Raw genomic sequence first — 13640 nt, forward strand, 5'->3', positions numbered from 1 at the left:
ACCCATGTGAATTTTGAGCTGACAAAAGAACAGCAAATGGTGCGTGAAATGGTAAAGGATTTTGCGAAAAAGGAGATTGCTCCTCACGCTGAACATGTAGATCAAACGGGCGAGTTCCCGATCCAAACATTTAAAAAAATGGGTGAACTCGGGCTGATGGGCATCCCATTTCCAGAAGAATACGGCGGTTCGGGAGGAGATACGGTTTCATATGCCTTAGCGGTTGAAGAAATCGGCAAAGCCTGCGGCAGTACTGGATTAAGCTATGCTGCTGCGGTCTCGCTCGGCGCAAGCCCTCTTTATTACTTTGGAACAGAAGAACAAAAACGGGCGCATTTGACTCCGCTGGCTTCGGGAAAAGCACTCGGATCATTCGGCCTGACGGAACCAAATGCCGGATCAGATGCAGGAGGCACTCAAACAAAAGCGGTTACAAATGGTGACGAGTATGTGATCAACGGCGAAAAATGCTGGATCACGAATGCAAGCTACGCACGTACGGTGATTGTGACCGCAGTATCAGGCAAAAACAAAGACGGAAAAAATATCATCTCCGCATTGATCGTACCAACTGACACACCCGGACTTACGATTACGAGCCCGTACGATAAAATGGGCGTCCGGGGGTCAAATACAGCGGAAATTTTGCTTGAGGATGTCAGAGTGCCTGCGGGCAACTTACTCGGCGATCCAACAAAAGGGTTTAAGCAGTTTCTATATACGCTGGACGGCGGACGGATCTCCATCGCTGCTCTTGCAGTCGGCATCGCCCAAGCGGCACTTGAAGCATCATTGGCATACGCGAAAGAACGAAAGCAGTTCGGACAGCCGATTTCTTCCTTTCAGGCGATTCAATTTAAGCTTGCCGACATGGCGATGGAAATTGATCTGGCCCGGCAAATGGTGTTAAAAGCTGCTTGGCTGAAAGACCATCACCGCCCGTTCACAAAAGAAGCGGCGTATGCCAAGCTGTTTGCATCTGAAATGGCGACAAGGGCTTGCAATCAAGCCATTCAAATCCATGGAGGTTCAGGCTACATGAAAGAATATGGGGTAGAACGGATGCTGCGGGACGCAAAATTAATGGAAATCGGTGAAGGCACATCTGAAATTCAGCGTATCGTGATCGCCAGACAGCTTTTAAAATAAAATGTAAACGCTTTCGATCACTTGGAAAGGAGGAACATTGCATGGCTGAACTCATCCATTCCACAATCGGCAGACTGCTGGAACAAATCGCTGAAACCTATCCCGATCAAGAAGCGGTTGTTTATCCAGACAGAAATATCCGCTATACGTACGCCCAATTTAACAGTCTGTGCCGTCAAACCGCTAAAGGACTTATGCGGATGGGGCTTGGGAAAGGAGACCACGTAGCCATATGGGCTTCGAATATCCCCGAATGGCTTGCCGTTCAGTTCGCCACCGCGAAAATCGGAGCCGTGCTCGTTACCGTCAATACCAATTATCAAGCACACGAGCTCGATTACTTGCTGAAGCAATCGGATGCTGCGGCGCTTATTGTCATGGATTCTTACCGGGGCACTTCTTACACAGATATCGTGAACAGCCTAATTCCAGAGTCGCAGGAAGCAAAGCCCGGCCAGCTGAACTCAGAACGTTATCCCTTTTTAAAAACGCTCATTTATATTGGCGAAAAACGTTTGCCTGGCATGTATCATTGGGACGATACAGAGATATTGGCGAAAACGGTGACGGATGCTGAGCTGGAAGCAAGAATGAACAGCCTTGAAAAAGACGATGTGATTAATATGCAATACACATCAGGAACGACTGGATTTCCTAAAGGAGTGATGCTGACCCATTTTAATGTCATCAATAACGCTGCCAATATCGCTGAATGTATGGCATTAACCTCTCAAGACCGCATGTGCATCCCGGTTCCGTTTTTTCACTGCTTCGGATGCGTGCTCGGGGTTTTGGCGTGTGTGTCCGTCGGGGCAGCCATGATACCTGTACAAGAATTTGATCCGGTTACCGTCCTTAAAACGGTAGAAAAAGAGAAGTGCACAGCGCTCCACGGCGTGCCAACCATGTTTATCGCAGAGCTGCATCATCCGGATTTTGAAGCATATGATTTATCGACGCTCCGAACAGGCATCATGGCCGGTTCTCCCTGTCCGAGTGAAGTGATGAAAGCTGTCATTGAAAAGATGGGCATGAAAGACATTACCATAGCCTATGGTCAAACTGAAGCCTCACCGGTCATTACGCAAACAAGGGCAAATGATTCCTTCATCCGGAGGGTCGAAACAACCGGCCGTGCCCTGCCTCATGCAGAAGTGAAAATCGTAGAACCCGGGACATGTCAAGAAGTTCAAAGAGGCGTGCAAGGAGAGCTATGCACCCGCGGCTACCACGTCATGAAAGGCTATTATAAAGACGAAGAAGCGACTAGAAAAGCAATCAATCCCGACGGATGGCTATTCACCGGTGATCTTGCTGTCATGGATGAAGACGGGTACTGCCGCATCACCGGAAGATTAAAAGACATGCTCATTAGAGGCGGCGAGAACATTTATCCGCGGGAAATCGAAGAATTCCTATACCGGCATCCTGCTATTTTAGATGTACAGGTCGTTGGTGTGCCTGACGCCAAATTCGGGGAGGAGGCCGCAGCCTGGATTAAACTGAAAGATGGAAAAAGCGTTTCACCTGAAGAGCTTAAAGCCTATTGCAAAGGGAAAATCGCCCGCCACAAAATTCCGCGTTATGTTATTTTTACAGACGACTATCCGATGACAGCTTCAGGCAAAATTCAAAAATATAAACTGCGTGAAAAAACGATTGAAATGTACCGCTTATCATCATGTCAATGAGGTGAAGTCATGTTTACAAAAGTACTGATCGCCAACCGCGGAGAAATTGCAATGAGAATTATCCGAACGTGCAGCCGTCTCGGCATCAAAACGGCTGCGGTTTTTTCTGAAGCAGACCGAGACGCGCTCCATACAAAGGAAGCCACAGAGTCCTATTTAATTGGGGAATCAAGAGTCAGTGAAAGCTATTTAAATATAGAGAGAATCATAGAGACGGCGAAAAAAGCAAACGCCGACGCCATCCATCCCGGCTACGGGTTATTATCAGAAAACAGCCGATTCGCAGAACGCTGCAAGCAAGAAAACATCGTGTTTATCGGACCTTCACCCGATATCATTGCAAAAATGGGCAGCAAAATTGAAGCACGAAAAGCAATGGAGGCTGCAGGTGTCCCTGTCGTTCCCGGTGTTTCTGAATCCCTCGGAGACGTACAGGCAGCCTGTCACGCTGCAAATCAAATCGGCTACCCTGTCATGCTGAAAGCTTCAGCGGGCGGAGGAGGCATCGGAATGCAGCTTGTAAAAAACGAGGAAGCATTAATAAAGGCGTACGAGGGGAACAAAAAGCGCGCAGCAGATTTTTTCGGTGACGGATCGATGTATATAGAGAAAGTGATTGAACATGCCCGCCACATCGAAGTTCAGCTTTTGGCCGATCAGCACGGCCATACAGTACACCTGTTTGAACGCGATTGCTCTGTACAAAGGCGGCATCAAAAGGTCATTGAAGAAGCGCCGTCATCATTTTTAGACGATGAATTGAGAATGAAGATCGGGCAAACGGCCGTAAAAGCAGCAAAAGCGATCAGCTATACAAACGCGGGCACCATCGAATTTTTAGTTGACCCGAACCAAAACTTTTACTTCCTCGAAATGAATACGAGATTGCAGGTTGAACACCCCGTGACTGAAGAAATAACAGGCCTGGACTTAGTTGAGCAGCAGCTGCGGATTGCTGCGGGCCATACACTCACATTCTCACAGGAAGACATCAAACGAAACGGGCATGCGATAGAGGTCCGAATATATGCGGAAGATCCCAAGACCTTCTATCCGTCACCGGGTACAATCACTGCATTTTCACTCCCTGACCAAAAAGGAGTCAGACACGAGTGTGCAGTAGCAAAAGACAGCACCGTCACTCCTTTTTATGACCCGATGATCGCCAAAATGATTGTCAAAGGCCAAAACAGAGCGGAGGCAATTGAAAAACTGGAGACAGCGCTCCGTAACTACCGGATAGAGGGAATCAAAACAAATCTCCCGCTTCTCATACAGGCTGCTTCATCAAAAGCATTTAAAGAAGGGGATGTCACGACTGACTTTTTGAAACAACACCTATAAAGGAGGCAGTTGTCATGACAGTTAAGATACAAATGGCGGGAAACCTGTGGAAAGTGCACGTCAAAGCTGGCGACCAAATTGAAAAAGGCCAGGAAGTTGCCATTTTGGAATCAATGAAAATGGAAATTCCGATCGTTGCAGACAGAAGCGGAACCGTAAAAGAAGTCAAAAAAAATGAGGGTGATTTCGTGAATGAAGGAGACGTGCTGCTCGAACTGAGCGATTCCACTCAATAAACTGGAGGAAGACAATGTCATATCCTAAAAAAGTGAAAATCAAAGAAGTCGGCCCGCGTGACGGCTTACAAAACGAGTCCGTCTGGATCGCAACAGAAGACAAAATCGCTTGGATCAACCAGCTTTCCCGGACTGGACTTTCATATATCGAAATCACATCCTTCGTTCACCCAAAATGGATTCCGGCACTTCGAGATGCTATAGACGTGGCAAAAGGCATAGACCGTGTAAAAGGGGTAACGTACGCGGCACTTGTCCCGAATCAGAAGGGGCTGGAGAATGCGCTTGAAGGAGGCATTGACGAAGCTTGTGTCTTTATGTCTGCAAGCGAGACGCACAATAGAAAAAACATCAATAAATCCACTTCTGAAACTCTTCAAATTCTTAAACAAGTAAACGATGACGCAAAAAAAGCAAACCTCACAACAAGAGCCTACCTCTCAACCGTTTTCGGCTGTCCGTACGAAAAAAATGTCCCCATTGAACAAGTCATTCGCCTTTCTGAAGCCCTATTTGAATTCGGGATTTCTGAACTGTCGCTTGGAGATACGATCGGAGCGGCAAATCCCGCTCAAGTTGAAACCGTGCTTGAAGCTCTTTTGGCACGATTTCCGGCCAATCAAATTGCCCTGCATTTTCATGATACGAGAGGAACGGCGCTGGCAAACATGGTCACAGCACTCCAAATGGGCATCACTGTGTTCGACGGCTCAGCAGGCGGGCTTGGTGGCTGCCCATATGCTCCAGGTTCGTCAGGAAACGCCGCAACTGAGGATATCGTGTACATGCTTGAACAGATGGATATCAAAACCAATATAAAGCTGGATAAACTGCTATCCGCAGCCAAATGGATAGAAGAGAAAATAGGCAAACAGCTGCCGAGCCGAAATTTACAGGTATTTAAATCATCTTGATTAAAGAGAGGACAAAAACAATGGGAGAATCTATTCTTTTTACTGTCCAAAATGATCACATTGCCGTGATCACCTTAAACAGGCCTCAGGCGGCAAATGCTCTTTCAGCGGAAATGCTTAGAAGCCTGCAATTGATTCTTCAGGAAATTGAATTCAACTCAAACATCCGCTGCGTTATCCTCACAGGCACCGGTGAAAAAGCGTTTTGCGCGGGGGCAGATCTGAAAGAACGGATAAAACTGAAAGAAGATCAGGTTCTGGAAAGTGTATCTCTCATTCAAAGAACCGCGGCTTTACTTGAATCCTTGCCGCAGCCGGTCATAGCTGCGATAAACGGAAGCGCATTAGGCGGCGGGCTTGAATTGGCATTGGCATGCGACCTTCGAATCGCAGCTGAATCTGCTGTGCTGGGCCTTCCAGAAACAGGGTTAGCCATTATCCCAGGCGCCGGAGGAACCCAAAGGCTGCCGCGTCTGATTGGCAGAGGAAAAGCAAAAGAATTAATTTATACTGGCACACGTGTAACTGCACACAAAGCAAAAGAGATAGGCCTTGTAGAGCATGTCACGGCTTCTTGTGACCTCATGCCAAAAGCAGAAGAGCTGGCCGCAGCCATTTCTGCTAACGGGCCGATCGCTGTCCGTCAGGCTAAATTCGCAATCAATAAAGGGTTGGAGACAGATCTTGCTACAGGTCTGGCGATTGAACAAAAAGCATATGAACATACCATTCCGACAAAAGACAGGAGAGAAGGGCTTCAGGCGTTTCAAGAAAAAAGACGGGCCGTATACAAGGGAATATAAAAGGGAGGCAATGCTCATGGATTATGAAAAGGAACGAACAGAACGGGCTGAACGGATACGAAAAGGTGGGGCGGAAAAGTATCATAAGAGCAACCAAGAAAAGGGCAAGCTCTTTGTCAGAGAGCGGCTTGCTCTTTTGTTTGACGATGACATTGAGCTTGAAGACGCTTTTTTTGCGGAATGCATGTCAGACGGGCTTCCCGCTGACGGAGTCGTAACCGCCATCGGCAAAATCAGCGGCCAAACCGTCTGTGTGATGGCAAATGACTCAACGGTTAAAGCAGGGTCATGGGGGGCGAAAACCGTTGAAAAAATCATTCGCATTCAAGAAACAGCCGAAAAATTAAACTGTCCGCTCATCTATTTAGTCGATTCAGCGGGTGCCAGAATCACCGACCAAATCAATGTCTTTCCAGGGAGACGCGGTGCAGGAAGAATTTTTTACAATCAAGTCAAATTATCGGGACGCATTCCGCAAATCTGCTTGCTTTTCGGCCCGTCTGCGGCAGGAGGCGCTTATATTCCAGCCTTCTGTGACATTGTCGTCATGGTAGATGGTAACGCCTCCATGTATTTAGGCTCGCCGCGGATGGCAGAAATGGTCATTGGCGAAAAAGTGTCCCTCGAAGAAATGGGAGGCGCCCGTATGCATTGCTCAATCTCAGGCTGCGGAGATATTCTTGCAAAAACTGAAGAAGAAGCCATACGTCTGGCACGGGCTTATTTATCGTACTTTCCGGCAAATTATCAAGAAAAAGCGCCCATGCAAAAGAAACGCCCGCCAAAACACTTCGACATCCCGCTTGCCGACGTCATTCCGCAAAACCAAAATGCACCTTTTGATATGCATGAGCTGATTGAGCGGGTCATTGATGAAGGCTCATTTTTTGAAATCAAAGCTTTATTTGCACCAGAATTAATAACGGGCCTCGCACGAATCCAAGGACAGCCTGTCGGTATTATTGCAAATCAGCCAAAGGTAAAAGGAGGCGTCTTATTCCACGATTCCGCAGACAAAGCGGCTAAGTTTATTACCTTATGTGACGCGTTTCATATCCCATTGCTGTTCTTAGCAGATATCCCCGGCTTTATGATCGGCACAAAGGTAGAACAAGCGGGTATTATCAGGCACGGGGCAAAAATGATTTCAGCGATGTCGGAGGCAACCGTCCCTAAGCTCTCTGTCATTGTCCGAAAAGCGTACGGTGCGGGGTTGTACGCAATGGCTGGGCCGGCCTTTGAACCAGATTGCTGCTTAGCGCTCCCAACCGCTCAAATCGCCGTCATGGGTCCTGAAGCAGCTGTAAATGCCGTCTATGCTAAAAAAATCGCCGAGCTGCCGATAGAAGAGAGGGCCCAATTTATCAGCAGCAAACGGGAGGAATATAAAGAGGACATTAATATATACCGCCTGGCTTCAGAGATGATCATCGATGCCGTGATCCCAGCCAATTCGCTGCGGGATGAGCTGGACAAACGGCTGAAGGCATACATGACAAAGGAAATGACATTTACAAATCGAAAGCATCCGGTGTATCCGGTATAAAAGCAATGACTCAGGAGCGTAAAAAAGCGCTCCTTTTATATATTTACAATAATTACATTATGTAAACTAATCAACATTGCATAAAATGCTATGTTTTTTAGAATAGTAAATAAAGGCTGCCGCACCTCTAGCGGCAATTGTCAGTTCATCATAAAAAGGGGCCTACATTATGTATCATTTATATTCACATAACGACTTGGACGGAGTAGGGTGCGGAATCGTAGCAAAATTGGCATTCGGAAAAGATGTTGAGGTCCGGTATAACTCTGTCAACGGCTTAAACGCTCAAGTCCAGTACTTTTTAGAAAAAGCGAAAGAGAGCAACAGACAAGACGCGTTATTCATTACCGATCTCGCCGTCAACGAAGAAAACGAAGAGAGATTGAATGAGTATGTTCATGCGGGCGGAAAAGTGAAGCTGATTGACCACCATAAAACAGCCCTTCATTTAAATGAGCATGAATGGGGATTTGTTCAAGTGGAATACGATGATGGACGGCTTTCATCGGCCACATCGCTTTTATATGGCTATCTCGTTGAAAATGGTTTCATGAAACCGACAAATGCCTTAGATCAATTCACAGAGCTCGTCCGCCAATATGATACATGGGAGTGGGAGCGGTACGATCAAAAACAGGCGAAGCGGCTTAATGACCTTTTCTTTTTGCTGTCAATTGATGAATTTGAAGAAAAAATGATTCAGCGTCTTTCTGCGCATGATGAATTTTTCTTTGATGATTTTGAAGAAAAACTGCTTGATTTAGAAGACGCAAAAATCGAGCGCTATCTACGGAGAAAGAAAAGGGAAATGGTGCAAACCTTTGTTCATGAACACTGTGTGGGCATCGTTCACGCAGAATCGTACCATTCAGAGCTTGGAAACAGGCTCGGAAAAGAAAATCCGCATCTCGATTACATTGCGATTTTAAGCATGGGGTCAAAACGGGTCAGCCTGCGCACCATTCATGATTACGTCGATGTTTCAGAAATCGCCGGCCGATACGGAGGAGGAGGGCATGCAAAGGCATCAGGCTGTTCGATAACCGACGAAGTATATGATTTGTTTGTTGCTGAAGCATTCCGGATTGATCCTGTCCGGCCTGATGCTTTCCGTAACATCTATAATCTAAAGGGATCAGCGAACGGATCACTATACGAAAATCGCGCACAAATGAGATTTTTTCTGTTCCCTTTAAACAACGAGTGGAATATCCAAATTAACGGGGAAACACAGGATGAAACATTCGCAGCATTTGAAGAAGCAGAATGGTTTATTAAAAGAAATTATGCCGCATCACTCGTGCGTGATGAAGTATTTGTCGCATTTTTAGCGGAGCATTTGAAGCTGGCAAACCAGCATCGCAGATAAAAAAATATGCATAGGGGAGAATCAATCATCCCTATGCATATCCGCTAGCTATCGTTTAAATATGGCTGCACGTTTTTTAATCACAAAATAAAGGGCGATAACGACAATCGCCAGTATCATTATCGGCGTTGTATAAGTACCTGCAATGTTCTCAACATCATCCCACTGACTTCCAAGCTGGATGCCTAAATAAACAAAGAGGATAGACCACGGTATGATAGCAAGTACAGTCAGTACCACAAATTTGAGAAACGGCATTTTGGCAATGCCTGCGGGAATGGATATCGCATGTCTGACAACTGGTATAAAACGTGCCGAGAAGACAACACCCGTTCCGTACTTTTGAAACCAGTTTTCTGACATGTCAATATGATGCTTTTTAATCAATAAGTACTTCCCGTATTTGTCCAAAAACGGTCTGCCGCCATAGCGTCCGATCCAATAAATAAAGATCTGGGCAATGGTGCCCCCGATAACACCCGCAATAATGGCGCCAATAAATCCAATCGTGCCTTCCGATACCATATAGCCGCCATAGGCCAATACAATTTCACTCGGGATGATCTCAATCATTAAGCCAATTGCAATGCCCGCATATCCCATATTCGTCAGCCATGTTAAAATTTCGCTTATCAAACTGCCCACATTCTTCACAACCTGTCCTAATCTTTTTCACTATTATATGACTGATTGACGAGCAAGATGGTTACAATTTTTTTATCGCAGCATTTCTTTCGTTTCCCGTTTGATCACATCTTCTAAATAAGCCAAAAGCTGAGATCTCATTTCGGGGCGCATTAAGCCGATTTCAGTGCTCGCTTTAAAACAGCCCAGCTTATCGCCAATGTCATATCGATTTCCTTCTAGCAGCCGGGCATGGATAGGCTGCTTACAGCAAACCTCACGAAGCGCATCTGTGAGCTGAATTTCGTTGCCCGCGCCTCTGCCAATTGACTTCAAAACGGGGAAGATCGAAGAATTCAGCACGTAACGTCCCATCACGGCGATTTCCGAAGGCGCTTCTTCAGGAGAAGGCTTTTCAACTAAATCTGTCACTTCATACACATGCCCTTGAGAGCCTGATGTATTTATAATACCATATTTGCTGACATCCTCAGGGAGAACTGACTGTACTCCGACAACCTCTGTGCCATAAGCATCGTATACATCCATTAATTGCCGAAGAGCCGGTTTTTCAGACACCATAATATCATCGCCTAAGAGAACGGCGAAAGGCTCATCTCCGATAAAATGCTCCGCACACAGCACCGCATGGCCTAATCCGAGCGGTTCTTTCTGGCGGATGTAATGAATGTTGGCCAAATCGGCAATCTGCTGCATTTCCTTAAGCGTCTCCGTCTTGCCTTTTTCCCGCAAATTGAATTCCAATTCCGCCGACCGGTCAAAATGATCTTCAATCGAGCGTTTGTTTCTCCCTGTAATAATCAGTATATCTTCAATTCCTGACTCTGCGGCCTCTTCTACAATGTATTGGATTGCTGGTTTGTCGACGATCGGGAGCATTTCTTTCGGCTGCGCCTTTGTCGCCGGCAGAAATCTCGTTCCTAAACCCGCTGCGGGAATGACCGCTTTTCTCACTTTTTTTCTCATTCATCTTCACTCCTGATCCTGTATGTTTTTCAGCGAATCTCCAAATACCCAGATTCGGTTTCCGATAAAATTCACCATCATTCCGCCGATAGTGGCGGCGAGCTTACTCACCAAAAGCGAACAGCCGCCTTTTTGAAACAAATAAAGCAGCAAAAAGGTAATCCCAGACGCGGCAATATTAATCATGAGAAAGCGCACGATCTCTTTCCCGCCGGCCTTACGTTTAACACGAAACGTCCAACTCCGGTTCCACACATAGCTGTTGATGATACCTGCCGAATAGGAGCAGATCTGCGCCGGCAGATAAGGGACATGACAAGCGGTGAGAAGAAAGAAGACACCAAAATCTATCAGCGTATTGCCGACGCCCACGGTGCAAAAACGGCCTAATGTCTTTATTTTTTCTTTCAGCATAACGGCACCCGGCTTTGACCTCCCTTCATAAAAGATGCGGATGGCTTTCTTATTTGTTGATATGGATTACTTTAGCGGACAGTGTTGAATAAACAATTAATAAAATATGAACAAAACATGAAAAGTAATGGGGTCTTGCAGATTCATTAAGTTACCATTTTGATAGTTTGGGTTGGCGCATTTTGCTAGGAACCTAAGTGTTAACGTTATTTAGTTAACATTGATTTCCATGCGAGAAAGAAGGGAAACGTGATCAGGAAAAAATATATTACAGTGTCAGAATGAGAACTTCCCATGACGTCCCCATGAACAAGACGGAAAACACATTTCCCGCTGAGAACAGCTCATCACTTACAACGATTTACAGGAAGCGGTGAATGCTTATTACATAAAGGCTTCTCGGACACTGATTTTATGCAGATTCAGCTTGAAAGCGTTAATGAACCGATCAAAACGATCCGCCCTTTAACGATTGCCGTACATCAAACAGCTACGGTAGAAAAAGGGCAAACCAAAGGTCAGGCCGTAGTCATTGACGGCGTATATACCGTTCAATAGTTCTTATACTCTTGAAAAAAACAGCCGCTCTGAACGGCTGTTTTTTGTGCCTGAATACCTTGTTCACATATGGATGACAAAATATGACGGGTTTCGAAAGGGGGTTGCGGAATGTTAACGAAATGTCTTACAAAGAAGAGAATAATGGAAACAGGAATCAGCAGAAGAAGCAGCCGGAATTCAATAGATTGAAAAGTTCCGCGCTTTGATTCCCTATCAGCCTACAGCAAGACTGAACCAGAACCAAAACAATTTGTTTCTAATGATATATTCCTCTTATGATGATGCAGCTCGCATTCAGCAATGTAATGGACCGATTTACTGCGATCAATCAGTATCCAAGCAGGATCATTCATATGTTCTGCGTCGTATTTCATCCTCGCAGAGTTTCCTCCTCAAGATCCATTTCTTGTGCAACATCTATAAACAAGCGCTATCAGTTTACAATCCTTCACAGATATACAGATTAATTTTTATAAAAAAACAAAAATATGGAATTTCTGACACAATTATGCCGATAGACCTAAAACATATGAACATCGAGGGCGCGGTCTAAGTGAAGAAGAGTCGGTAACAGCCTTCCATTCCGACTCTGTCATCTCTCTTAAAGACTGATTTTTCGGTGTTGCCCCATTTTATATTTAATAAACAAATGTAATCCAGGCCCTTTGTAAAACCGAACAATAACTCCTACAAAAGTATTCTATACACATTTATTATAATCATGCTAGGATGTTAGATAAAGGGATATTTTGTATAATATTGTATCTCTGTTCAATGTGATCGGAGGGAGCTCATGAACAATCTTGCCTTTTTATTTCCTGGACAAGGATCTCAATTTGTAGGAATGGGCAAAAGTTTTTGGAATGATTTTGTGCTCGCAAAGAGATTATTTGAAGAAGCGAGCGATGCGATCTCCTTGGATGTAAAAAAACTGTGTTTTAACGGTGATATAAATGAACTGACAAAGACAATGAATGCGCAGCCCGCTATTTTAACCGTCAGTGTGATTGCTTTTCAAGTGTATATGCAGGAGATAGGGGTTAAGCCTCGCTTTCTTGCAGGTCATAGTTTAGGCGAATACTCTGCGCTTGTCTGTGCTGGCGCTCTTTCATTTCATGATGCCGTTACACTTGTAAGGCAGCGGGGAATTCTTATGCAAAATGCGGATCCTCAGCAGCAGGGGGCGATGGCCGCCGTGACTCAGCTCCCTCTTCAAACATTGCAAGAAATATGTTCGAAAGTGTCGACGGAAGAATTTCCCGCAGGTGTCGCCTGCATGAATTCAGACCAGCAGCATGTGATTTCCGGACATCGGCAAGCTGTGGAACGTGTCATCAGGATAGCGGAGGAAAAGGGGGCCAAATATACTTATTTGAATGTCAGTGCGCCTTTTCACAGTTCGATGATACGATCAGCATCCGAACAATTCCAGACTGTATTACACCTGTATTCCTTCCGGGATGCCGCATGGCCGATCATTTCGAATGTCACGACGCACCCTTACAGCAGCGGAAAATCGATCAACGAACATCTCAAGCAGCACATGACGCTGCCGGTAAGATGGACAGAATCGATGCATTACTTGCTTTTACACGGAGTGACGGAAGTCATCGAAATGGGCCCAAAGAATGTCTTAGCCAGTCTGCTGAGAAAAATAACGAATCATATTGCACCTTATTCTTTAGGGCAGACATCTGATCTTCATCTACTTTCCAATTCAACGGAAAGAAATAAAAATATTGTCCACTTACGCAAAAAACAACTGAATAAATTGATGATTCAATCCACCATTGCGCGAAATTACAATAAGGATTCATTGGCTTATTCCAACATGACGACGCCATTATTTACGCAAATCCAAGAGCTGAAAAAGAGAATGGAAATACATAAAGATGAGCTTTCAGAACAAGAACTCGAACATTCGATCCATTTGTGCAAATTAATTTGCGAGGCTAAACAGCTTCCGGCTTGGGAACAATTACGGATTTTAAAATAAAGCGCC

At 45.4% G+C, this 13640-nt stretch carries 13 protein-coding genes and 1 pseudogene; 10 read left to right on the top strand and 4 right to left on the bottom strand.

The features are described 5' to 3' along the window. The first annotated feature begins 6 nt into the window (after window positions 1–6). The 8 genes from KHQ79_RS08940 to nrnB all read left to right on the top strand — a co-directional run bounded on the left by KHQ79_RS08940 (window position 7) and on the right by nrnB (window position 9052). The gene (locus KHQ79_RS08940) at window positions 7–1149 is read left to right on the top strand and encodes an acyl-CoA dehydrogenase family protein (protein WP_225514902.1); all 1143 of its coding nucleotides are present in this window, start codon (window positions 7–9) and stop codon (window positions 1147–1149) included. A 41-nt stretch (window positions 1150–1190) separates the two neighbouring features. Beyond that, entirely contained in the window at window positions 1191–2840 is a 1650-nt protein-coding gene (locus KHQ79_RS08945; RefSeq protein ID WP_003238124.1) for an AMP-binding protein, read from the top strand. A gap of 9 nt (window positions 2841–2849) precedes the next feature. Further along, window positions 2850–4184: an acetyl-CoA carboxylase biotin carboxylase subunit gene (locus KHQ79_RS08950; protein WP_003238126.1), complete on the top strand. Its 1335-nt coding sequence runs from the start codon at window positions 2850–2852 to the stop codon at window positions 4182–4184. 14 nt (window positions 4185–4198) lie between these two features. Continuing rightward, complete coding sequence (locus KHQ79_RS08955) at window positions 4199–4420, top strand: acetyl-CoA carboxylase biotin carboxyl carrier protein subunit (protein ID WP_003238128.1); 222 nt, start codon at window positions 4199–4201, stop codon at window positions 4418–4420. 14 nt (window positions 4421–4434) lie between these two features. Continuing rightward, window positions 4435–5334, top strand: coding sequence for a hydroxymethylglutaryl-CoA lyase (gene ldeG, locus KHQ79_RS08960; protein WP_003238130.1), 900 nt, complete (start codon window positions 4435–4437; stop codon window positions 5332–5334). Between the two features lie 20 nt (window positions 5335–5354). After that, on the top strand, window positions 5355–6137 hold the full coding sequence (locus KHQ79_RS08965; RefSeq protein ID WP_003238132.1) for an enoyl-CoA hydratase: 783 nt from the start codon (window positions 5355–5357) through the stop codon (window positions 6135–6137). A gap of 10 nt (window positions 6138–6147) precedes the next feature. After that, complete coding sequence (locus KHQ79_RS08970; protein ID WP_080429017.1) at window positions 6148–7683, top strand: acyl-CoA carboxylase subunit beta; 1536 nt, start codon at window positions 6148–6150, stop codon at window positions 7681–7683. A 169-nt stretch (window positions 7684–7852) separates the two neighbouring features. Next, window positions 7853–9052, top strand: coding sequence for an oligoribonuclease NrnB (gene nrnB / locus KHQ79_RS08975; RefSeq protein ID WP_019258544.1), 1200 nt, complete (start codon window positions 7853–7855; stop codon window positions 9050–9052). Between the two features lie 48 nt (window positions 9053–9100). Here nrnB and uptA read toward each other — a convergent pair whose 3' ends face one another. The 3 genes from uptA to KHQ79_RS08990 form a co-directional block, all read right to left on the bottom strand. Then, a complete protein-coding gene (gene uptA, locus KHQ79_RS08980) occupies window positions 9101–9697 on the bottom strand; it encodes an undecaprenyl phosphate transporter UptA (protein WP_019258543.1) in 597 nt (198 codons plus the stop codon). A gap of 72 nt (window positions 9698–9769) precedes the next feature. After that, window positions 9770–10663 carry a UTP--glucose-1-phosphate uridylyltransferase GalU gene (galU, locus tag KHQ79_RS08985; protein WP_003238139.1) on the bottom strand — a complete coding sequence of 298 codons (894 nt, stop codon included), beginning with the start codon at window positions 10661–10663 and terminating at the stop codon, window positions 9770–9772. 6 nt (window positions 10664–10669) lie between these two features. Further along, window positions 10670–11077 carry a GtrA family protein gene (locus KHQ79_RS08990; RefSeq protein WP_003238141.1) on the bottom strand — a complete coding sequence of 136 codons (408 nt, stop codon included), beginning with the start codon at window positions 11075–11077 and terminating at the stop codon, window positions 10670–10672. 281 nt (window positions 11078–11358) lie between these two features. Between KHQ79_RS08990 and KHQ79_RS22320 the strand changes: the two are divergent. After that, window positions 11359–11587 (top strand): annotated as a pseudogene (locus KHQ79_RS22320) (6-carboxyhexanoate--CoA ligase); the annotation flags it as partial. Between the two features lie 269 nt (window positions 11588–11856). On the opposite strand, the gene KHQ79_RS09000 reads toward KHQ79_RS22320, so the two are convergent. Next, window positions 11857–12012: a hypothetical protein gene (locus tag KHQ79_RS09000; RefSeq protein WP_162301202.1), complete on the bottom strand. Its 156-nt coding sequence runs from the start codon at window positions 12010–12012 to the stop codon at window positions 11857–11859. Between the two features lie 419 nt (window positions 12013–12431). Here KHQ79_RS09000 and fabD point away from each other — a divergent pair, with 419 nt between their 5' ends. Beyond that, a complete protein-coding gene (gene fabD, locus KHQ79_RS09005; protein WP_225514904.1) occupies window positions 12432–13634 on the top strand; it encodes an ACP S-malonyltransferase in 1203 nt (400 codons plus the stop codon). Window positions 13635–13640 lie beyond the last annotated feature (6 nt).

The organism is Bacillus sp. TSO22 (assembly GCF_020223595.1).
GTDB classification, from domain to species: Bacteria; Bacillota; Bacilli; order Bacillales; family Bacillaceae; genus Bacillus; species Bacillus inaquosorum.

Excerpts from the sequence above, each read along its gene's own strand:
- ldeG (WP_003238130.1), top strand. The coding sequence starts at position 4,435 with ATGTCATATCCTAAAAAAGTGAAAATCAAAGAAGTCGGCCCGCGTGAC.
- KHQ79_RS09000 (WP_162301202.1), bottom strand. The coding sequence starts at position 12,012 with ATGAAATACGACGCAGAACATATGAATGATCCTGCTTGGATACTGATT.
- KHQ79_RS08990 (WP_003238141.1), bottom strand. The coding sequence starts at position 11,077 with ATGCTGAAAGAAAAAATAAAGACATTAGGCCGTTTTTGCACCGTGGGC.
- KHQ79_RS08950 (WP_003238126.1), top strand. The coding sequence starts at position 2,850 with ATGTTTACAAAAGTACTGATCGCCAACCGCGGAGAAATTGCAATGAGA.
- KHQ79_RS08955 (WP_003238128.1), top strand. The coding sequence starts at position 4,199 with ATGACAGTTAAGATACAAATGGCGGGAAACCTGTGGAAAGTGCACGTC.
- KHQ79_RS08945 (WP_003238124.1), top strand. The coding sequence starts at position 1,191 with ATGGCTGAACTCATCCATTCCACAATCGGCAGACTGCTGGAACAAATC.
- galU (WP_003238139.1), bottom strand. The coding sequence starts at position 10,663 with ATGAGAAAAAAAGTGAGAAAAGCGGTCATTCCCGCAGCGGGTTTAGGA.
- KHQ79_RS08970 (WP_080429017.1), top strand. The coding sequence starts at position 6,148 with ATGCTCATGGATTATGAAAAGGAACGAACAGAACGGGCTGAACGGATA.
- KHQ79_RS08965 (WP_003238132.1), top strand. The coding sequence starts at position 5,355 with ATGGGAGAATCTATTCTTTTTACTGTCCAAAATGATCACATTGCCGTG.
- nrnB (WP_019258544.1), top strand. The coding sequence starts at position 7,853 with ATGTATCATTTATATTCACATAACGACTTGGACGGAGTAGGGTGCGGA.
- fabD (WP_225514904.1), top strand. The coding sequence starts at position 12,432 with ATGAACAATCTTGCCTTTTTATTTCCTGGACAAGGATCTCAATTTGTA.